17 protein-coding genes are annotated in these 19,601 nt (G+C 63.0%); 4 read left to right on the top strand and 13 right to left on the bottom strand.

Annotated features, from left to right (window positions below):
* Positions 1 to 180: 180 nt before the first annotated feature.
* From AB4O22_RS16840 to AB4O22_RS16830, 3 genes are all read right to left on the bottom strand, one after another.
* On the bottom strand, positions 181 to 1,218 hold the full coding sequence (locus AB4O22_RS16840; protein ID WP_003199937.1) for an AraC family transcriptional regulator: 1,038 nt from the start codon (positions 1,216 to 1,218) through the stop codon (positions 181 to 183).
* A gap of 2 nt (positions 1,219 to 1,220) precedes the next feature.
* Entirely contained in the window at positions 1,221 to 2,351 is a 1,131-nt protein-coding gene (locus tag AB4O22_RS16835) for a carbon-nitrogen hydrolase family protein (RefSeq protein WP_003199939.1), read from the bottom strand.
* Positions 2,352 to 2,523: 172 nt separating this feature from the next.
* Entirely contained in the window at positions 2,524 to 3,741 is a 1,218-nt protein-coding gene (locus AB4O22_RS16830; protein ID WP_013692652.1) for a DUF3422 domain-containing protein, read from the bottom strand.
* Positions 3,742 to 3,981: 240 nt separating this feature from the next.
* Between AB4O22_RS16830 and AB4O22_RS16825 the strand changes: the two genes are divergently transcribed.
* Both AB4O22_RS16825 and AB4O22_RS16820 read left to right on the top strand, forming a co-directional pair.
* Positions 3,982 to 6,021: an oxidoreductase gene (locus AB4O22_RS16825; RefSeq protein ID WP_003199946.1), complete on the top strand. Its 2,040-nt coding sequence runs from the start codon at positions 3,982 to 3,984 to the stop codon at positions 6,019 to 6,021.
* A 187-nt stretch (positions 6,022 to 6,208) separates the two neighbouring features.
* Positions 6,209 to 7,117 (top strand): 1-aminocyclopropane-1-carboxylate deaminase/D-cysteine desulfhydrase, encoded by a 909-nt coding sequence (locus AB4O22_RS16820; RefSeq protein WP_027912603.1) that lies wholly within the window; start codon positions 6,209 to 6,211, stop codon positions 7,115 to 7,117.
* 6 nt (positions 7,118 to 7,123) lie between these two features.
* On the opposite strand, the gene AB4O22_RS16815 is transcribed toward AB4O22_RS16820, so the two are convergent.
* Both AB4O22_RS16815 and AB4O22_RS16810 read right to left on the bottom strand, forming a co-directional pair.
* Positions 7,124 to 7,672, bottom strand: a complete 549-nt coding sequence (locus AB4O22_RS16815) for a cytochrome b (RefSeq protein ID WP_003199949.1) — start codon at positions 7,670 to 7,672, stop codon at positions 7,124 to 7,126.
* A gap of 126 nt (positions 7,673 to 7,798) precedes the next feature.
* Positions 7,799 to 9,205, bottom strand: coding sequence for a type VI secretion system Vgr family protein (locus tag AB4O22_RS16810; RefSeq protein WP_460105431.1), 1,407 nt, complete (start codon positions 9,203 to 9,205; stop codon positions 7,799 to 7,801).
* Between the two features lie 219 nt (positions 9,206 to 9,424).
* Here AB4O22_RS16810 and AB4O22_RS16805 point away from each other — a divergent pair, with 219 nt between their 5' ends.
* A complete protein-coding gene (locus AB4O22_RS16805; protein WP_003199952.1) occupies positions 9,425 to 10,129 on the top strand; it encodes a YebC/PmpR family DNA-binding transcriptional regulator in 705 nt (234 codons plus the stop codon).
* 3 nt (positions 10,130 to 10,132) lie between these two features.
* Here the strand turns inward: AB4O22_RS16805 and AB4O22_RS16800 are convergent, their stop codons facing one another.
* From AB4O22_RS16800 to AB4O22_RS16765, 8 genes are all read right to left on the bottom strand, one after another.
* Positions 10,133 to 11,485 carry a leucine-rich repeat-containing protein kinase family protein gene (locus AB4O22_RS16800; protein WP_223472391.1) on the bottom strand — a complete coding sequence of 451 codons (1,353 nt, stop codon included), beginning with the start codon at positions 11,483 to 11,485 and terminating at the stop codon, positions 10,133 to 10,135.
* A 250-nt stretch (positions 11,486 to 11,735) separates the two neighbouring features.
* On the bottom strand, positions 11,736 to 12,797 hold the full coding sequence (locus tag AB4O22_RS16795) for an ABC transporter substrate-binding protein (protein ID WP_003199958.1): 1,062 nt from the start codon (positions 12,795 to 12,797) through the stop codon (positions 11,736 to 11,738).
* An 18-nt stretch (positions 12,798 to 12,815) separates the two neighbouring features.
* The gene (locus tag AB4O22_RS16790) at positions 12,816 to 13,931 is read right to left on the bottom strand and encodes an NAD(P)/FAD-dependent oxidoreductase (protein ID WP_223471592.1); all 1,116 of its coding nucleotides are present in this window, start codon (positions 13,929 to 13,931) and stop codon (positions 12,816 to 12,818) included.
* Positions 13,928 to 15,283, bottom strand: coding sequence for an FAD/NAD(P)-dependent oxidoreductase (locus AB4O22_RS16785; protein ID WP_223471593.1), 1,356 nt, complete (start codon positions 15,281 to 15,283; stop codon positions 13,928 to 13,930). Before AB4O22_RS16785 ends, AB4O22_RS16790 begins: the two co-directional genes overlap by 4 nt.
* A gap of 166 nt (positions 15,284 to 15,449) precedes the next feature.
* Positions 15,450 to 15,740, bottom strand: coding sequence for a (2Fe-2S)-binding protein (locus AB4O22_RS16780; protein WP_003199964.1), 291 nt, complete (start codon positions 15,738 to 15,740; stop codon positions 15,450 to 15,452).
* A 7-nt stretch (positions 15,741 to 15,747) separates the two neighbouring features.
* Positions 15,748 to 16,542, bottom strand: coding sequence for an ABC transporter permease (locus AB4O22_RS16775; RefSeq protein WP_003199966.1), 795 nt, complete (start codon positions 16,540 to 16,542; stop codon positions 15,748 to 15,750).
* A 3-nt stretch (positions 16,543 to 16,545) separates the two neighbouring features.
* Complete coding sequence (locus AB4O22_RS16770; protein ID WP_223471594.1) at positions 16,546 to 17,415, bottom strand: ABC transporter permease; 870 nt, start codon at positions 17,413 to 17,415, stop codon at positions 16,546 to 16,548.
* Positions 17,412 to 18,437 carry an ABC transporter ATP-binding protein gene (locus AB4O22_RS16765; RefSeq protein WP_460096776.1) on the bottom strand — a complete coding sequence of 342 codons (1,026 nt, stop codon included), beginning with the start codon at positions 18,435 to 18,437 and terminating at the stop codon, positions 17,412 to 17,414. Before AB4O22_RS16765 ends, AB4O22_RS16770 begins: the two co-directional genes overlap by 4 nt.
* A 244-nt stretch (positions 18,438 to 18,681) precedes the next feature.
* On the opposite strand from AB4O22_RS16765, the gene AB4O22_RS16760 reads away from it, so the two are divergent.
* Positions 18,682 to 19,518 (top strand): IclR family transcriptional regulator, encoded by an 837-nt coding sequence (locus tag AB4O22_RS16760; protein WP_460096774.1) that lies wholly within the window; start codon positions 18,682 to 18,684, stop codon positions 19,516 to 19,518.
* Positions 19,519 to 19,601: the final 83 nt, after the last annotated feature.

Raw genomic sequence — 19,601 nt, 5'->3', positions numbered from 1 at the left:
AGCGCCATCAGGCATTGGTTTCAATGACAGGGGAAGGACACGTAATGGATGATTATCAGGAAGAGCTGCTGGAATACCAGGCGTATGAACTGGACCCGTTGGAACCCGCCGAAGATGCGACGGAGTTGTGAGGATTGCGACAAGCTACAAGTGGTAAGCACCAAGCCAGGTTCTTGAAGCTCAAACCCCTCTGTGACTACGACGAAACTCTCCGGGCGTCTGGTTGTTCCAGCGCTTGAAGGCTCGTTGAAATGCCTCGGCTGAGGCGAATCCCAATAGATAAGCGATTTCGCCGAACGCCAGTTCGGTATCGCGTATGTAGGTCATGGCCAGGTCGCGGCGGGTGTCGTTGAGGATGGCGCGAAACTGCGTGCCTTCCTCGGCCAGCTTGCGACGCAGGGTCCAGGTCGGCAGCTTCAGGCGGGCCGCCACTTCTTCCAGGTCGGGTTCCCGGCCGCCGTTGAGCAACGGTCCCAGCAGTTGGATGATGCGCTCGCGCAGGCTGCGGGTGCGGGTCAGTTGTTCCAGTTCCCGTTCACACAACTGAAGCAGATGGTGCCAGGTGCTGGGGCAATGCTGTGGGTTGCGCTGGGCGAGGCTGTCCAGGCCCAGGCGCAGTTGATTCTGTTCGGCGCCAAATTGGATCGGGCAGTCACCGAGCGTGCGGTAGGCCTCCAGGTATGCCGGCTCCTCGAATTCGATTTCGATGCGTTCTGGCCGCAGCGCGATGCCGCTGACGCTGGACAGTTGCGCAAGCCAGCCGGCAATGATCGAGTCCACGACAAAGCGGTTGTAGGCGTTATACGGGCTGATGGAATAGAACCGTAGCCAAGCGCCTCGGGCATCTTCATGGAAACTCGATTGGCCGCGATAGTTGGAGCCATACAGCGGCTCGAAGCGGATCATGCAGCGGGCGGCCTCGCGCACGGTTGGCGCCTGGGCCGCGGTGACGCCCGCGAGTCCGGCCTGGCTCAGACGGCCGAGTTGGCCCATGCGCAGGCCCAAGGCCGGGTCCTGGGTCTGTTGAATCGCGGCGTGGCCCAGGCGCATGTAGCGTGGGATCGACAGCCTTGCCCCGGGCTCGGCCAGGCGCGCGGCATCGAGACCGTACTGTTCGAGCAAAGGTTGAGGGTCTTGCCCATGGCTGGCGACGGCGTCAGCCAGGCTATGGACGAAGCCCACTGACAGGTCGCCCAGGCGCATCGGCCGCGGTTTCATGTTCACAACCACAGGTTCAGCAGGCGGGCGCCACGGGCGTTGCCATCGGAGAAGTGTTGGCCGTCGTGGCTGATGAAACTCTGGCCGGCACTGCCGCTGTCCCAGAACTGGCCCCGCAGGAACACGCTGACGCCGGCCCGGGCCTGGCTGATGGGCAGTTGGCCGGTCAGTGTCAGGCGATGCCAGGCTTGGCCCTCGCTCACTTCACCGGGCTTGAGGCTCACCTCGCTCGGCGTGGACAGGCCTTTATAACCGCTCCAGGGTTTTTCCCACGTATCGCGACCGGTGATGAAGGCGGGCACGGCAATCAGTTGTGCGCCCTGGTCGTTGAGTTGCCGGTAGTGGAGCGGATACCAACTGTCGCTGCCGATCAGCACGCCCAGGCGCCCGGCGGGGGTGTCGATGACTTGGACAGCGGTCGGTCGGTCGGCCCCAAGCACGTCGCGCTGTTCAAACACTGGATGTCGTTGGCGTTGTGGCTGGCCGATCGGCCGGCCATCGCTGCCGAACACCAGGCTGCTGTTGTACAGCGCACCGCGACCGATCTTCAGTTCACCGTCGCTGACACTGGGCTCGGGAAGCACGATGGAGCCGGCCACCAGGGTGATACCGAACTCCTTGGCCAGCCCACCGAACAGTGCTTGATAGTCATGGGCCATGCGCTCGGCTTTCATGCGCAGGTAGGCATCGTCCAGTCGGCTATCGCCTTGAGCGCTGACCAATGCCTGGATAAACGCCAGCGGATTGCTGACCGCCAGCCAGTTCATGGCGTCCTTCAGGCTGGTGGCCTGGTACAACTCGTCTTTTTCGCCGCCGACCATCAGCCAGGTGCCGATGTGCTCGGGCAGGACCACCACGGTCTTGGCATTGAGAAAGCCCTGGTCGCGAGCCGTCTGCAGATAGGCCGCCAGTTTGCGATGCAGGCGCTCGGGGCTCTGGTAGTCGGTGGGGAACAGTTCGGGTTGGATGCCCAGCAGGTTGCCGCGGTCGGCGGGCGTGCCCTGGTCGACCGCCAGGCTGATGCGCAGGTCTGACAGGTAATGACCCGCCGGACGATCCGTCGTCCACAGTGCGTAGGTGATCAGGGCGGCAATCAAGGCCAAGGAAAACAGCAGGTACAGAAATTTGCGCATGGGGGAACAGTCAGCGGCCGTGTGCAGGTTCGTGATTTTTCATCAAGAGCTACGGGGCAGGGTACGGTAAAACAAGGGATTAGCGAAGGGCGGGCGCTGATTTGTACGCACGGTAAGCACACACAGGGGGTGTCCAGGAATCTTGGGACACCCTCTGCGCTGGCAAGGCGCGCTAGTGACTTTTGGCTTTCCGGATCCGGATCAGAATCAGCAACATGATCAGCAGCACCGGTGGCGTCATGCCCACCAGCGCTTCGCGGGCCGAGAGGTTTGCGCCCAAGGTGTGCAGCCCGCTATAGACCAGTTTGAACAGGTTGATCAGGTAGTAGGTGATGGCAATGATCGACAGACCTTCCACCGCGCGCTGGATCTTGATCTGTGCATCGGCACGCGCATTGAGGCTGCGCAGGATCTCGGCGTTCTGGTCTTCCATCTCGACTTGTACGCGGGCTTGCAGCAGGTCACCCAGGTTGGCGACGCTCATGGCCAGTTGTTCAAGGCGCTGTTCGGTGGCTGCGCAATAACGCACCGTGGGTTTGAAACGCCGTTCGATGAACACGCCCAGCCGCTGGCAATCGCCCAGGTGACTTTCGCGCAACTCCCCCAGGCGCTCGAACACCAGTTGGGCGTAGGCGCGGGTGGCGCTGAAACGGTGGCGATTCTTGACCGTGCTACTGACGACCTGGCGAGACAGCAGGGCGATGTCCTCCAGCAGGGCCTTGGCATGCACGCCGCTGGCATTGGCGTTGCGTTCGGACAGGCTCACCAGGGTGCGATCGAATTCGTTCAGTTGCGGGTCCAGTGCCTTGGCGGTATTGAGCGACAAGGACGCCATCATGCGATAGGTCTCGATTTCCAGCAGGCGCCGGATCATGCGGCCCTGGCGATAAGCGTTGAGCCGTCGGTTGATGAACAGCAGGCGATTGGTGCCATCCTCGGTCAGGCGAAAATCGCTCCAGACCACCGCATCGCCACCGCCCACGCAAGAGCCGCAAGGGTCCTTGAAACCGTAGCTGGGCAGGTCGAGACCGGCTTCGGCGCGCACCACCACCTGAACCGCATTGATGAGGTGCTGGGAATGGCCTTCGATACCCTGGGCAAGGCATTCGGGCAGCGTTGTCCAGTGCAGTTCATTGGTGCTGGCGGGAACAACCAGGGTCAGGGTGAAGAACTCGGCGTGGCGCTCCCACTTGAGCGGATGTCCTTCAAGGCGGGTGATGCCTTGTGCGGCCTCTGCTGCGACGGTTTCAGGGCACAGTCGTTCGAGCAACGCGTTGCACTGGGCATTGTCGCCAAGAAACGCCAGGTGGAAGACGTGGGCCGGCTCGTCGAAATACAGCGACGGGCGGGCGTGCAACTCGTTGTGCAGCATTTTTCGTTGGGGATGCATGCAATGAGCACCATGTTATTAGGGTTATTTTTGGTTTCAGCACCTGGGCCAGCGTTGATAGGACTGGCTCACCCCGCCGAGAGTCACGCACGACTGATCGGCACCCTGCACATTTGGATCATTAAGTTGTCAGTTACGGTCATTGAGTGCCCGCATCCCGACTCTTACGCTGTGGGTCATGACAGACGCAGGCCGCAGAGCTTGCGCTTTTCCCCGTGATCGCCCGTTGTGGAGTTACCGATGACCGCCTCTCATTACCCGCATCTGCTGGCCCCGCTGGACCTGGGTTTCACCACCTTGCGCAACCGTACCCTGATGGGCTCGATGCACACCGGCCTGGAAGAGAAACCCGGCGGCTTCGAGCGTATGGCGGCGTATTTTGCCGAGCGCGCCCGGGGCGGCGTGGGTCTGATGGTCACCGGCGGGATCGGACCGAACGACGAGGGTGGTGTCTACTCCGGCGCGGCCAAGCTGACCACCGAAGAAGAAGCGCTCAAGCACCAGATCGTTACCCGGGCCGTACACGAGGCCGGTGGCAAGATCTGCATGCAGATTCTCCATGCCGGGCGCTACGCCTACAGCCCCAAGCAGGTGGCACCGAGCGCGATCCAGGCACCGATCAACCCATTCAAGCCCAAGGAGCTGGACGAGGAGGGTATCGAGAAACAGATCAGCGATTTCGTCACCTGCTCGGTACTGGCCCAGAAGGCCGAATACGACGGCGTCGAGATCATGGGCTCGGAAGGTTATTTCATTAACCAGTTCCTGGCGGCCCACACCAACCACCGTACCGACCGTTGGGGCGGCAGCTATGAAAACCGCATGCGCCTGCCGGTGGAAATCGTCCGTCGAGTGCGCGAGGCGGTAGGCCCGAATTTCATCATCATCTTTCGCCTGTCGATGCTCGATCTGGTGGAAGGTGGCAGTTCCTGGGACGAAATCGTCCAGTTGGCCAAGGCCATCGAGCAGGCTGGCGCGACGATTATCAACACCGGTATCGGTTGGCACGAAGCGCGAATTCCCACCATCGCCACCAAGGTTCCGCGCGCCGCGTTCAGCAAGGTCACGGCCAAGCTGCGTGGTTCGGTCAGCATCCCGCTGATCACCACCAACCGCATCAACACCCCGGAAGTGGCCGAGCAGATCCTGGCCGAAGGCGATGCCGACATGGTCTCCATGGCCCGGCCGTTCCTGGCCGATCCGGAGTTCGTCAACAAGGCCGCTGCCGGTCGCGGCGATGAAATCAACACCTGCATCGGCTGCAACCAGGCGTGCCTGGACCACACCTTTGGCGGCAAGCTTACCAGTTGCCTGGTCAACCCGCGGGCCTGCCACGAAACCGAGCTGAACTACCTGCCGGTGACCCAGGTGAAGAAAATCGCCGTGGTCGGTGCCGGCCCGGCCGGGTTGTCCGCTGCCACGGTGGCGGCCGAGCGTGGGCACCAGGTGACGCTGTTCGATTCGGCCAGTGAAATCGGTGGTCAGTTCAACATTGCCAAGCGCGTGCCGGGCAAGGAAGAGTTTTTCGAAACCCTGCGCTACTTCAAGCGCAAATTGCAGACCAGCCATGTCGAGCTGTGCCTCGACACCCGGGTGGATGTGGCGCAATTGGTGGCTGGCGGTTATGACGAGATCATCCTCGCCACCGGCATCGCACCGCGCGTGCCGGCGATTCCTGGCGTGGAGCATGCCAAGGTGTTGAGCTACCTGGACGTGATCCTCGAGCGCAAGCCGGTGGGCCGCAGTGTCGCGGTGATCGGTGCCGGCGGTATCGGCTTCGACGTGTCGGAGTTCCTGGTTCATCAAGGCGTTGCCACCAGCCAGGACCGCGAGGCGTTCTGGAAGGAGTGGGGCATCGACACCCACCTCGAGGCTCGCGGCGGCGTGGCCGGGATCAAGGCCGAACCTCATGCGCCGGCGCGCCAGGTGTTCCTGCTGCAACGCAAGACATCCAAGGTCGGTGACGGCCTGGGCAAGACCACCGGCTGGATTCACCGCACGGGCCTGAAGAACAAGCAGGTGCAGATGCTCAACAGCGTCGAATACCTGAAGATCGACGACGAGGGCCTGCACATTCGCATCGGCGAAACCGGTGAGCCGCAAGTGCTGGCCGTGGACAACATCGTGATCTGCGCCGGCCAGGATCCGCTGCGTGAATTGCAGGAAGGCCTGGAGGCGGCGGGGCAGAAGGTTCATCTGATCGGCGGTGCCGACGTGGCGGCGGAACTGGACGCCAAGCGGGCGATCAACCAGGGTTCGCGGTTGGCGGCGCAGTTGTAAGGCAGCGCCCCAGGAAAACCCTTGTGGGAGCGAGCTTGCTCGCGATAGCCGCAGGTCAGTCAACATTCATGCTGCTGACTAACCGCCATCGCGAGCAAGCTCGCTCCCACAGGGGATGTGGTGAACCTGAAATCACCCGCTGCCAAGCTGTTAAGATGCCGGCCTGTTTCCCCTCGGGCCCGCTGCCATGCTGCTTCCCGCCCTCGATTGGCATCCCCAACCCCGACTCGAACCCCTTCACCTGGACTGGCTCGCCCGTGCCGGTGTTGAGGTGGCGGTGTTGCGCCTGGACCGGATCGATCCACTGATCAGCGGCAACAAGTGGTTCAAGCTGGTCCATCATTTGCGCGCCGCCCATGAGGCCGGTGCCGAGGGGGTCATGAGCCTGGGCGGGGCCTATTCCAACCATTTGCATGCGTTGGCGGCGGCGGGCAAGCGCTTCGGGTTTCCCACGGCGGGGCTGTTGCGTGGTCAGCCCCAGGACACGCCGACGGTGCGCGACCTGAAAGCGTTTGGCATGGACCTGCACTGGTTGGGGTATGGCGGGTACCGAGAGCGACACGCGCCGGGTTTCTGGGCGCCGTGGCAGATCCGCTATCCACATTTGCATCCGGTGCCCGAGGGCGGTTCAGGATTACCCGGCGCACAAGGCTGCCAGGTATGGGCAGCCAGTGTCCGTGAACAACTGGCGACGTTGGGATGGGCGGATTTTCACGGTTGGTGGCTGGCCTGCGGCACCGGTACGTCGTTGGCCGGGCTGGTGCTGGCCGAAGCGGGACAGCGCCCGGTCTATGGCGTGCTGGCGGTGCCCCAGGACCATGGCGTGGCGCAGCAAGTCGAACGCATCGTGGGGGAGGCGGGGCTTGGCAGTCCACTTTATGAATTGTTCGACGGCAGCCGTGGCGGTTTCGCCCGGGTCGATGCTGAACTCACCGCGTTCATCGACAGCACGGCGGCCATCGAACTGGAGCCGTTGTACACCGGCAAAGCCTTGATGTTGCTTAGAGCACGGGTCGAGGCCGGAGGGTTTGCCCCAGGCACCCGTTTGATCTTCGTCCACACCGGCGGTTTGCAAGGCCGCCGAGGGTTCGAGTAACGGCGATCAGCCGCGCTTGGGCATCATCCGCAGCAGCGTGTTGTCCCGTACCACATAGTGGTGGTACAGCCCCGCCAAGGCATGCAGGCCAATCAACCAATAGCCGATAGTGCCGCCCAGCACATGCCAACCTTCCAGCTGCTTGGCAAATTCCTTGTCCTGATCGATGAGCAAGGGCAGATCGAAACCATAGAACATCACCTGATGCCCTTCGGCGCTGGTGATCAGCCAGCCCAGCAGCGGCATGGCGATCATGAACAGGTACAGCGCCCAGTGCATCAGGCGAGCGAGAACGGTTTGCCATGCAGGTGACGCCGGGAAAATCGCCGGTGCCTTACCCATGCTGCGGGCGAACAGGCGTAGCCAGACCAGCAGGAACACCGTCAGGCCGAGCATGAAGTGTGCTTCCTTGATCAGGGTCCGGCCGCCACTGCCCTTGGGGAAAATCCCTCGGAACTCGATGCAGGCATAAACCACGGCCAGCAGAACCAGCATCAGCCAATGCAAGGTTACCGTGACGGTACTGTAGCGGCTTTCTGAGTTTTTCCAGGGCATTGCAGGTATCTCCAACGATCAGGGTAGAGCGCCGTCTAGAGCGGCGTTATCCGTTTACTGTAAGCCCGTTTCGCTGGGTTTGCATGAGCCAGATCAGTTTTGCCGGCATGAAGTTACAGGGTTGAGTCAGGGCGTGAAGTCCGGCGGATTCAGCAGCCAGTCCAACAGCAGCCCCGCATCATGATTGCCACGGGGCGATTTCGGGCGCGTGGCGGTATGGTCTGCGCCGGTATCGACAGCCCCTGGGCACAGCACCGGTCGATCAGGGTCGCCATCGAGAAAACTCACCAGCACTTTGCTGCCGGCCATCAGGTTGGGGCTGCCATCCAGCGTCAGCCGCGATACGGGCAGCGTGATGCCGTCCTGGTCCGGCGTCCATAGGCTGACACGCACCTGGCCACGTTCATCGGGGCTGGCCGGCTGGCCGGCGCGGCCGAGTACATGGGCCAGGTGGTACCCGGGGATGCAGGGTTTGGCATGCTTGAGGGCTGGCCTGAACGCGGTGGACCAGGGAATGGCGGTGAACCGGTTGCGGTAGTCACGGGACGACGGTGCGGCGGGCTGGTCCGGTTCCAGGATCGAAAACTGCCGTCCGCGGTGCTGGACCTCGGTGATCAGCCATTGATCGTTGAAGGCTGCAACCGGGTGTTCGCAGATCTGCACGATGTTGCCACCGTGCAGGGTCGGTTGGGTACTGTGGCCATGGATTTCCCGTTGCCGGCAGCGCAGCCGTTCAAGGTGGCGGCGACTGGCCTGGTAACGGTGTGCCAAGGCCGGGTTGTCGCGCATGGCTTTGTGATCGATCCGCTCAAGAGGTTGATTCGCCGCCGAGGCGTTGGCTTCGGGCGGGGCCCGGTCACTGAACCCGACGGGCAGGCCAGGCATCATCGGATGGTGACGCAAATACAAGCGTTTGGCGGCCGGTAGCTGGCTGTCGTTCGGACGCTGGGGCAGTTCGACGGGGCGCGCGGGAAAGCTCTTCGGGTCTTCGGCAAACACCAGGGCATGACCCTGGGGAGCGTGTTCGAAGTGGTAATGAATGCCTTCTTCCTCGCACAGCCTTTGCAGGAGGGTCAGGTCGCTTTCGTCGTACTGTATGCAAAACGGGCGACATGGATACTGCCCATGGGGCAGTTCGAAACGGTAACTGTCGACGGGTAGCGCGTGTTCTTCCAGCAGCCGTTGCAGCACCTGCACCACGCTGAGTCGATGGAAAACCCGGCGCCGCGGGCCTTGCTCCAGTTGCTGGAGGTAGGGGACCAACGTCAGGCGATAGCCGATGCGCCGCGGCGCCAGGGTACTCAGGCTAACGCTGTGGACAATCCCATGGACGCCCGATTCGCCGTCCAGGCGCAGGAAAGCCGGATGCCCCAAGAACAGCTCAGGATCTATCGGCGGGGCCAGGCCGATCAGTTCGAGGTCAAAGCGGTATGGCTGGTTGAGGGCTTCGCGGCCGTTGAACCGCAAGACTTGCAGTTGCAAGTCGCTTTGCGTGAGCGTCAGGCTGAAGGGACTTTCCGTGTCGTTGCGCATCGCAGTTCCTACTGGCGGGAAGAGAGGCGCAGAGGGTACGAAACTGCGGGGGGAAACGGTGCTTGTGAGTCGCTATTTCAGAAATGCCCTACAACACGCTGTGAAAATGTCGATCCGGCGGGGTGAATTTTTTGGTCGATCAGCCGGTTTAGGCCGTATAAACTTGCGCCACAGCGCCGACCGGCAGATGTCTCGGCGCGTCAGACAAGAGAGTGAGTAATGGGCGCACAGTGGAAGGTTAAACACAAAGAAGCGGCTGCCAACGCCAAGGGCAAGATCTTCGGCAAATTGGTGAAGGAAATCACCATTGCCGCACGCAACGGCGCTGATACCGCTACCAACGCGCACTTGCGACTGGTGGTCGAACAGGCGAAGAAGGCCTCGATGCCCCGCGAGACCCTGGAACGTGCGATCAAAAAAGGTTCTGGCCAGCTCGGTGAAACCGTGCAATACCACCGCGTCACCTACGAAGGGTTCGCGCCGCACCAGGTACCGCTGATCGTTGAATGCGTGACCGATAACATCAACCGTACCGTTGCCGAAATTCGCGTCGCGTTCCGCAAGGGCCAACTTGGCGCCTCGGGTTCGGTGGCGTGGGACTTCAACCATGTCGGCATGATCGAAGCCGCGCCGGACAGCCCGGACGCCGATCCGGAAATGGCCGCCATCGAGGCCGGTGCCCAGGATTTCGAGCCGGGCGAAGAGGGTGCGACCTTGTTCCTCACCGATCCTGCCGATCTCGATGCCGTCCAGAAGGCCTTGCCGGAGCAGGGCTTCACTGTGTTGTCGGCCAAGCTGGGCTACCAGCCGAAAAACCCGGTCAGTGGCCTGACCGACGAGCAGATGGCTGAAGTCGAAGCCTTCCTCGAAGGCCTCGACAACCACGATGACGTGCAGGACATGTTTGTCGGGTTGGCGGGTTAAGCGTTACCCGCAATGTCCTGTGGTGAGGGAGTTTGCTCCCTCGCTACGGTCGCGCAGTAAACCTTCAATCTCATCAAAGCCCGGCCGCGCCAGCACATCCGGCTGACAGCAGCGCGCCTCCAGATCCTGCAGCCACGCAAGATCCTGCGCACCGAGCCCCGGTTCGATCCGCGCCAGCAATTCCCCCAGCAAAATCCCGAAGGCCCGCACTTCGATGCGTTGCAGTTCGCGGGTTTGCACGTTGTCCGTGGTGGCGTGGAACGACGCCGCGCCAAAATCCCCCAGCAGGCAATCGCCCTGGTCATCGCACAGAATATTGTGCCCGTAGAGATCCCCGTGGGTGATGCCCTGGCGGTGCAGGTGCGCCGCCACCGAGGCGATGCCATGGGCGATGCGCAGGACCTCCGGAGCGCTCAGGCGCAGTTCATCGGCATAGACGTCGCGGCTGCACGACGCCAGGCTCGGCAGTCCGGCGAGGTTACGGTAGCTGGGTTCGATCAGCGCCATCACCAGCCCGGCCTGTTGCTCGGGGTGCCCGGCAACCTGGCCCAACACCTCAATCAGGTTCGGGTGTCGACCGGCAGTGATGCAGGCATGCATCTCATGCAGGGGCGAGCCGTCGCTGGTCATCTGGCCTTTGTACAGCTTCACGGCGACCTTTCGTGCCGCCTGGCCGGGCGCCTGCCAAAGCGCCTGATGAATCACCCCCGACGCACCTTCGCCCAGTTGTTGCTGCAGTTCCAGATGTGACCAGTCGATAGGCGTCGTGGTATTCAGGGCCGCCGCTTCTGCCTGGGCTTCCAGCGGGTTGCCGGCGTAGGCCAGCCAACTGAGGCTCGGCAGCTTGAGCAGCCATTGCGGCAGTTCGCTCAGTTGGTTGGCGGCGATGCGTAGCAGTTCGAGGCGATGACACTGGCCCAGGCTCGCCGGCAACTGCTGTAAACGGTTGCCGGCCAGCATCAGTTTTTGCAGATAGGGGCGTTGGCCCAGTTCATCCGGCAATTGGCTGACGCAGTTGTCGGTCAGGATCAGCCAGCGCAGCAGTGGCGGCAATGCGGCGCCCGTGACGTGCGTGATGCGGTTGGCCTTGAAACCGACCATGGTCAACGCGCTGCAACGGCCCAGGCATTCGGGCAGTTCTGTGAAGCGGTTGTCCGAACAGAACAGCACGCGCAGGCGAGTCAGCCGATGCAGGTCGTCGGGCAGCGTGTCCAACTGATTGCCGCTGAGGTTGAGAATCTCGAGGGAGTCGGCCAGGTCGAAGATTTCCCGGGGAAATTCCGTCAAGCCGCAGGCCAGGTCCAGCCGGGTAATGCCTGAGAGCTGGCCGGCGCGTAGTTGAGCGAGGGTGTGCATGGAGGGGTTCGCTGTTGATCAAGGGGAGGGGCTGGCGCCCGTAGCCAGACAGTTAACCAATAATCAGCGCAGTACAACACCCTGTGGCGAGGGGATTTATCTGTGGGAGCAAGGCTTGCCCGCGATGAAGGCGGCGCGGTCTCTGAGAAAACGAGCCACCTGCATCGCGGGCAAGCCTTGCTCCCACAGCAATTTTTTCACAGTGGTTTTTCCTTCAACAGTGTTGGTCCCCTCGTCACAGTCGATCGCGCTAGCGCTCGATGCTGCGGTTCCAGCGGGCGTTCCAGGCCGGGCGTTGTTCGTTGACCTGATCCCAATCCACGGCAATCGCCGTTTCCAGGTATTGCTTCATCGCTTCCACCTGGCCGCGGGTCTTGTCGGTGGTCGGGGTGTTGGGGTTGGACGGGATCTGGTCGCCTTCTTCCAGGGCGATGGCCTGGGCTTGCGGGGTCAGCAGGAAAGCGGCGAGCTTTTGCGCCAGTTCCGGTTGGGTATTCTGGGCGATGGCACATTCGGCGACGTTTAGGACCACGGCGCCTTCCTTCGGCTGGGCATATTCGACCGGCATGCCCTTGATTTTCAATGCGGTCACCTGGGTTGGCGTCAGTGGGAACAGCGCGGCTTCGTCGGTCTGCAGCATTTCGGATATCTTCGCCGAGCTCGGGATGTACTCCAGCACGTTGCGCCCCACCGTGTTCGGCCAGGCCTTGAAGCCCGGTTCGACGTCGGTTTCGCTGCCGCCCTGGATCCGGTTGAACATCAAAAAGCCGTGCAGGCCGAACGTGGATGAGGCCATCGACTGGAACACCACTTTGTCCTTGAAGCGTGGATCGGCCAGGTCCATCCATGAGGTGGGCGTATTCCAGCCCTTTTCCTTGAAAAGCCGGGTGTTGTAGGCCAACCCCGTCACCCCGAGGCTGACGGCCACGGCCTGATCCTTGATGCGCCCCTTGGCCGGGATCTGCGCCAGGGGCGGGCTGTCCTCGAGCTTGTCGCACAGGCCCATGGCGATGGCGCGATACATGATGCCGTCATCGAGGAACATCACATGCATCTGCGGGTTGCCTTTGCTGGCCTGGACTTTGGCCAGGATGTCGGCGGAGGTGCCGGGTACGATGACCACTTTGACGTTGTTGGCTTTCTCGAAAGCCGGCAAGACCTTGTCGGCATAGAGCCGCTCCATCGTTCCGCCGTTCATGCCCAGGTAGAGCGTCGGCTCGGCCAACGCCTGGGTGACCGGGAGCAGGGCGCCCAGGCAAGCGGAACCCAGCGAGCAGAAACCGAACAGTGCACTGCGTTTGACGTTATTCATTGGCGCGACCTTCCTCTATCAAGCAACGGAGATGGAGTGAAACCGGGTGATGGAAAACGCATCCAGCGGCGTGGTCGAAGCCCCGCTGCAGATGATCTCGGTGAGCGCCTGGCCCACCGCCGGGCCGATCTGGAAGCCCGCGCCGGCAAAGCCGAATGCGTGCAACAGACCAGGCTGGGTGCTGCTGTGGCCGATCACCGGTTGGCGATCTGGCAGGTAACCTTCGGTGCCGCTCCAGGTACGAATCGCCTGGGCGCCCTCCAAAAACGGGTAGAGCTCGACGGCCTGGCGCAGGATTTCCAGCACTGCGCTCTGGCCGGGTCGGGCGCGTGCAGCGTCCAAGGCAAAACCCTGCCCGCCGCCCAGCACGCAATTGCCGCGCGAGACTTGGCGGGCATAGATACCGCCGCCCTCGACGCCAGTGCTGGCGTCCATGACCAAAGGCAAGGGTTCGGTGACCAGCATCGCTGGGTGCCCGGCGTGCATCGGCACCGCTTCGCCGAATTGCGCGGCGAACTGGCTCGCCCAGGCACCGGCGCAGTTCAGCAGCCAGGGCGCGTGGTACGTCAGGCCCGTTGCGGTGTGTACGACAAAGCGCTGGCCGTCGTGCACAACGTTGCTGACGGCGCATTGTTCGTGGACTTGCGCGCCATGCCGGCGAGCGGCCTGGGCAAAGGCTGGCGATACCAGGCGCGGATTGGCATGGCCGTCGTCCGGGCACAGCGACGCCCCGACCGCAACGGCGCCGACCCACGGAAAACGGGCGCGCAGGGCCTTGCGATCGAGCAGCTGCAGATCCAGGCCAAAGCCCTGGCTGGCGGCGGCATAGTCGTGCAGCGCTTGCAGATCTTCAGCGCTGCGGGCCAGCTTCAGATGACCGCTGCGCTGGTACTCACCGTCGATGCCAATCAATTGTGGCAACTGGCTCCAGATCTCATGGGCCCGTTGCGACAAGGGCAATTGCGACAGCGGCCGGCCCTGGCGGCGCACACCGCCGTAGTTCACGCCGCTGGAATGCGAGCCGCAGAAGTCGCGCTCCAGCAACGCCACCCGGCGTCCGGCCTTGCTCAGGAACAATGCGGCCGAGGCGCCGACGATGCCGCCGCCAATGATCACTGCATCCACTTCGATCATGGCTCGACCTCCAGGCCGAACGGCACGGGCTTGATCGGCGCCTGGGCCCGCAAGCGGCCGATGCTGGACACGGTGCGGCCACTTTCGCGGGCAATGATTTCCGCTGCGGCGGCACCGCACATTCGTCCCTGGCAACGGCCCATGCCGACCCGGCAATGCGCCTTGACCCGATTGATCTCCCAATGGCCTTCGCCCACCACCCGGCGAATGTCGCCGGCGCTGACTTCTTCGCAGCGGCAAATCATCAGGTCATCGACAGCGTCTGCGGCCCATTCTTCAGGAAAGGCAAACGCACGTTCCAGGCCCTCTCGGAAATGGCCGGTACGTTCGAGGGATTGTTCCAACTGAGTGCAACGCTGCGGGTCGATCAGATAACCAATGTCTTCGAGCAAGGCGAGGGCCGCCCGTTCACCGGCCATCTCAGCGGCGTCGGCGCCCATGATGCCGGCGCCGTCACCGGCCAGATAGATCCCCGGCACGCTGCTGCGACCAGCGCGATCCCGTCGTGGCAGCCAGGCGCGGTTGAGGGCGTTCCAGGAAAACTCGCAACCCAGCAGGTCGGCCAGTTGGGTTTCACTGCGCAAGCCGTGGGCGAAGGCCACAGCGTCGCAGTCAAGGGTGTGTTCGCCGTTGGCGTTGCACCATTTCAGCGACTGCACCCGGCGTTCGCCGTCGAGACGCGACAGGCTCGCGCCTTGATGCACGGCAATGCCATGGGCAGTCAGCCAGGCGCGATAATAGAGGCCCTTGGCGAGGGTAGCCGGTTGTGCGAGCAGGCCGGGCAGGGCGCGGACCTGGGCGCTAAAGGGCGAACTGTCGAGGACCGCGACCACGTTGGCGCCGGCCCGGGCGTATTGATAGGCCACCAGATACAGCAAGGGGCCGCTGCCGGCGAACACCACCCGCTCACCGATGGCGCACCCCTGGAACTTCAGGGCGATCTGCGCCGCGCCCAGGCTGTACACCCCGGGCAGAGTCCACCCGGGTACCGGCAGGATCCGGTCGGTGGCACCGGTTGCGACGATTATGCTGGCGTACTCGAGGCGGTCGGCGCGGCCTTCATGCAGGGTATCGAGCAGGCCGGCTTCGGCGTTCCACACCAGGGTGTCGGGACGGTAATCGAGCTGTTCGCGCAATGCGTCGAGCGTCTGGTGGATGGCGTTGGCCTTGTGCGCTTCGAAGCCATAGAGCTTGCCTGGCGAGCGCTTGAAGTTGGCCGGTTGGCGCCGATAGATCTGCCCGCCACCGCGGGCGGCTTCGTCCAGCAGGATCGGGTATAGGCCGTGGGCGACCAATGTCTGCGCGGCACGGATACCGGCGGGGCCGGCGCCGATGATGGCTATAGGTTTCATTGCCACCTCATTGGCCGGGCCGGGGGATTTGTGCTGTGCTTGAAGCCGTCATCGCGAGCAAGCTCGCTCCCACAAGGGGTCTGTGGTGGATGCGGCTCTTGTGCGCGCCGCGATACCCCTGTGGGAGCGAGCTTGCTCGCGATGAGGCCAGGCCAGTCGACAGTGTTCATACCTGACGCCCCGGTTCGCGGCTGATGTGCTGGCCGGCTTCGAGCAGGGTCGAGCAGGCGCGTACGCGGCGGCCGTCGCCCAGGCGGACCCAGCAGTCCTGGCAGGCGCCCATCAGGCAGAAACCGGCCCGGGGTTCGGCGCTGAAGTCGCTGCCGCGCAGGTGTTCGCTGCAGGTCAGCACGGCGGTCAGCAGCGTGTCCCCCAGCAGGCCGGTGGCAGGCTGGCCGTCGAGGGTAAAGTCCAGGGCCGGGCGGTCGCCTTCGGCCAGTCGTTTCAGCAGCGCCATGGTGTCCTCATTGTTTGCCTACCAGGACCCGATCCAGGCCATAGACCCGGTCGAGCAGAATCATGGTCAGCGCGGTGAGCGCGATGACCAGTGCCGAAACCGCCGCCATCATCGGGTCGATGGATTCGGTGGCGTACACGTACATGCGCACCGGCAAGGTTTGCGTGGCCGGCGAGGTGACGAAGATCGACAGGGTGACTTCATCGAAACTGTTGATGAACGCCAGCAGCCAGCCCCCGGCTACCCCCGGCAGGATCATCGGCAAGGTGATTTGCCGGAACAGCGTGAAGCGCCCCGCCCCCAGCGATTGCGCGGCCTGTTCGGCGCTGCGGTCCAGGCCGATGGCCGAGGCCAGCACCAGGCGCAGTACATAGGGCGTGATCACCAGCACGTGGGCGAAGATCAGCCAGGCAAAGCTGCCGTTCACGCCCATCAGCGCAAACAGGCGCAGCAATGCGACCCCCAGCACCAGGTGCGGAATGATGATCGGCGACAGGAACAGGCCGTTGAAGAAGTCCCGGCCGGGGAACTCGAACCGGGTAATCGCGAGGGCCGCCGGCACCGCGATCAACGTCGCCAGCGAGGCCGCGCTGAACGCCAGGACCAGGCTGTTGTAGAACGCATCGACAAAGTCCGCGCGTTCGAACACGGCGCGAAACCAGCGCAGGGAAAACGTCGTGGTCGGCAGGCTCAAGGTGTTTTCCGGGGTGAAGGCGACGAGGCAGACCACCACCAGCGGCGCGAGCATGAAGACCACCACCAGGGCGTGAAACAGCAGCGCGAAAGGACCGTTTCTGGACATGAATTACCCCAATGACTTCTTGTAGCGGCCTTCGATCATCCGGTTCCACGACAGCATGATCAGCAGGTTGAGCAGTAGTAGCGCGACGGCAATGGCCGCGCCCATTGGCCAGTTCAGTTCCGACAGGTACTGGTCGTAGATCAACGTGGCGACCATCTTCAAGCGCCGTCCGCCGAGCAGACCGGGAATCGCGAAGGAACTGGCGGCGAGGCCGAACACAATCAGCGTGCCGGACAGCACGCCGGGCATGATCTGCGGCAACACCACTTTGCGGATCACCGTGAACTGGCTCGCTCCCAGGGACAGCGCGGCCTGTTCGGCGGCCGGGTCGAGTTTCTGCAGCGAGGTCCAGACCGGAATGATCATGAACGGCAACATCACGTGGACCAGGGCGATGACCACGGCGAACGGCGTATAGAGCAGCTTCATCGGCGAGCCGCCGAAGGCTTGCTGGGCCTGGTTGACCAGGCCGTCGGCGCCGAGCAGGAGGCTCCAGCCAAAGGCGCGCACCACCACTGAAATCAGCAGCGGGGTGAGAATCAGGATCAGGAAAATCGAGCGCCACGGTGCGCCCATGCGGCTGAGAATGTACGCCTCGGGCACGCCGATCAGCACGCACAGGAAAGTGGTCAGGGCGCTGATCCAGAACGTGCGCAAAAAGATCTCGTAGAAGTACGGATCGCCCAGCAGGCTGGTGTAGTGCTCGAAGGTATAGGCGTCGCCGTTGATGCCCGAACTGTAGTCGAAGACGTTGAACGACAGGACCAAGGTCAAGCCCAGGGGAATGACCAGCAAGCCCAGGTACAAGGCCAGGGCTGGCGCGGACATCAGGTAGCCTTGGCGACCGCGGCGCATCGCATCGATCAGCTTCATGCCGGCACCTCGTCCGCAGTCAGCACCCGCAGCAGCGCCGGGTCCCAATCCAGGCCCACCGCCGTGCCTTCGACCAAGGGCGCGGAGCCGTCGTTGCGGCGCACCACGCAGAGTTCACCCAGGCTGGTCGAGACGCCGTACAGCCATTGGCTGCCAAGGAAGAAGCGGCTGACGAGGGTGCCTTGCAGTCGCCCTGAACCGGCCTCGCACAGGTCGATTTTTTCCGGGCGCAGGCTTAGCGTCAGCTCGCCATTGCCCTGGCTGCAGGCTTGAACGACGCCCGCACTGTCCCGCATGCCGGGCAGCAGGTTGGCTTTGCCGACGAAGCCGGAAATGAACTCGGTGCGAGGGTGCTCGTAAAGGGTGTACGGCGCATCGATCTGGGTGATGCGCCCGGCCTGCATCACCACGACCCGGTCACTGATCGAAAGGGCTTCGGACTGGTCGTGGGTCACCATCAGCGTGGTGATCCCGACTTCGCGCTGGATGCGGCGGATTTCGTATTGCATCTCTTCGCGCAAATTGGCGTCGAGGTTGGACAGTGGCTCGTCGAGCAACAGCACCGGCGGCTCGATCACCAGCGCCCGGGCCAGTGCCACGCGTTGGCGCTGGCCGCCCGAGAGTTCTCGCGGGTAGCGGTCGGCGTGGCGGTCCAGGCGTACCAGTTTCAACACCCGGTCCACCCGTTGTTGCAGTTCGGTATTGGCCACTTTGCGCATGCGCAGGCCGAAGGCGACGTTGTCCTTGACGGTCATGTGGGGAAATAGCGCGTAGCTCTGGAACACCACACCCAGGCCACGGCTGGCGGGCTTGGCGTGGGTAATGTCGCGGCCATCCAGCAGGATGCGCCCGCTGCTGACCTCGACGAAGCCGGCGATCATCTGCAGGGTCGTGGTTTTGCCGCAGCCGGAAGGTCCCAGTAGCGAGACGAACTCGCCTTTTTCCACCGACAGATTGGTGGCGACCACGGCGTCGATATCGCCGTAACGTTTGCCAAGTCCTTCAAGTTGCACAAAAGCCATAGCTGCGCTCCACCTGAGATTGTTATGCGTCGCCCGCGGGCGCGCTTTTTTATGGGCAGATACGAAAGGGTGTTGCTGGGGTGCGTTGGCGCTCGACCTTGAGTCGGCTGCCGCTGTTGTTCGAATCGCCCCTGTCTGGACGAAGAGTAGGACGAAGAATAGGATGGGCTCAATGGACTATTTCACTGAAGCGAAGACTATTTTCAATTTCATTCAGTGAGTAAATTGAATAATGAGAAATGGCATGTCTAATTCCACTGATCGGAATAATGAGAAAGGCGAAGTCGGTGTCGGTGCGGTCTCCCGACTGTTTGCCGTGCTGCGCAGCCTGGGTGACACCGCCGAGGATGGGGAGCGGGTGACACAATTGGCCCAGCGCATCGGCCTGTCCCAGCCCACCACGCATCGCTTGCTGCGCAGCCTGATGGACGAAGGCATGGTCGAGCAGGACGCACGCAGCAAACGCTATCGCCTGAGCCTGGAGTTCTTCACCCTGGCCGCCCGCGCCGGCAACACCGGCAACCTGCGCGAATTGGTGCGCCCGGCGATGCTGCGGTTGTCGGCCTCCCTGGGGGACTCGTTATTTTTGCTGGCACGCAGTGGTTTCGATGCGGTCTGCCTGGATCGCAGCGAGGGGCCGTTTCCGATCCGCACGTTCACCGGCGACATTGGTGGCCGCGTGGCGTTGGGCGTGGGGCAGGGCAGCCTGGCGATCCTGGCGTTCCTGCCGGAGGAAGAGCGCGACACGGTGATTCAATACAACCTGCCGCGGCTCAAGGATTTCCATTTGTACGATGAAGTCTTCCTGCGTTCGGAAGTGGAGAACGTCCGTACGCTGGGCTACGCCGGGCGCAATACCGGCGTATTGCAAGGCATGGCCGGGGTGGCCGTGCCGATCCTGGACCGCGACGGCCGCGCCGTGGCCGCCTTGAGCGTGGCAACGGTGAGCGACCGCCTGGGGCCCGATCGCCTGCCAACGGTGGTGGACATGCTCAAGCGCGAGGCGGCCCTGATCGGACCGCGGATCAACCCGTTCGACCCGTTGCTGCGCAGGCCTTCGCAGGTGTTTGGGCAGGGGTGAACACACTCTCAAGAGCGGCCTGTATCCCCTGTGGGAGAGAGCTTGCTCGCGATAGCGGAGGTTCAGTTAGAAATGATGTCGAC

It is taken from the genome of Pseudomonas sp. S3_B11, assembly GCF_054667715.1.
Note: the sequence above shows the minus strand (reverse complement) of the source record. Positions and strands in the feature narration are given on the sequence as shown.

Excerpts from the sequence above, each read along its gene's own strand:
- AB4O22_RS16840 (WP_003199937.1), bottom strand. The coding sequence starts at position 1,218 with ATGAAACCGCGGCCGATGCGCCTGGGCGACCTGTCAGTGGGCTTCGTC.
- AB4O22_RS16835 (WP_003199939.1), bottom strand. The coding sequence starts at position 2,351 with ATGCGCAAATTTCTGTACCTGCTGTTTTCCTTGGCCTTGATTGCCGCC.
- AB4O22_RS16830 (WP_013692652.1), bottom strand. The coding sequence starts at position 3,741 with ATGCATCCCCAACGAAAAATGCTGCACAACGAGTTGCACGCCCGCCCG.
- AB4O22_RS16825 (WP_003199946.1), top strand. The coding sequence starts at position 3,982 with ATGACCGCCTCTCATTACCCGCATCTGCTGGCCCCGCTGGACCTGGGT.
- AB4O22_RS16820 (WP_027912603.1), top strand. The coding sequence starts at position 6,209 with ATGCTGCTTCCCGCCCTCGATTGGCATCCCCAACCCCGACTCGAACCC.
- AB4O22_RS16815 (WP_003199949.1), bottom strand. The coding sequence starts at position 7,672 with ATGCCCTGGAAAAACTCAGAAAGCCGCTACAGTACCGTCACGGTAACC.
- AB4O22_RS16810 (WP_460105431.1), bottom strand. The coding sequence starts at position 9,205 with ATGCGCAACGACACGGAAAGTCCCTTCAGCCTGACGCTCACGCAAAGC.
- AB4O22_RS16805 (WP_003199952.1), top strand. The coding sequence starts at position 9,425 with ATGGGCGCACAGTGGAAGGTTAAACACAAAGAAGCGGCTGCCAACGCC.
- AB4O22_RS16800 (WP_223472391.1), bottom strand. The coding sequence starts at position 11,485 with ATGCACACCCTCGCTCAACTACGCGCCGGCCAGCTCTCAGGCATTACC.
- AB4O22_RS16795 (WP_003199958.1), bottom strand. The coding sequence starts at position 12,797 with ATGAATAACGTCAAACGCAGTGCACTGTTCGGTTTCTGCTCGCTGGGT.
- AB4O22_RS16790 (WP_223471592.1), bottom strand. The coding sequence starts at position 13,931 with ATGATCGAAGTGGATGCAGTGATCATTGGCGGCGGCATCGTCGGCGCC.
- AB4O22_RS16785 (WP_223471593.1), bottom strand. The coding sequence starts at position 15,283 with ATGAAACCTATAGCCATCATCGGCGCCGGCCCCGCCGGTATCCGTGCC.
- AB4O22_RS16780 (WP_003199964.1), bottom strand. The coding sequence starts at position 15,740 with ATGGCGCTGCTGAAACGACTGGCCGAAGGCGACCGCCCGGCCCTGGAC.
- AB4O22_RS16775 (WP_003199966.1), bottom strand. The coding sequence starts at position 16,542 with ATGTCCAGAAACGGTCCTTTCGCGCTGCTGTTTCACGCCCTGGTGGTG.
- AB4O22_RS16770 (WP_223471594.1), bottom strand. The coding sequence starts at position 17,415 with ATGAAGCTGATCGATGCGATGCGCCGCGGTCGCCAAGGCTACCTGATG.
- AB4O22_RS16765 (WP_460096776.1), bottom strand. The coding sequence starts at position 18,437 with ATGGCTTTTGTGCAACTTGAAGGACTTGGCAAACGTTACGGCGATATC.
- AB4O22_RS16760 (WP_460096774.1), top strand. The coding sequence starts at position 18,682 with ATGTCTAATTCCACTGATCGGAATAATGAGAAAGGCGAAGTCGGTGTC.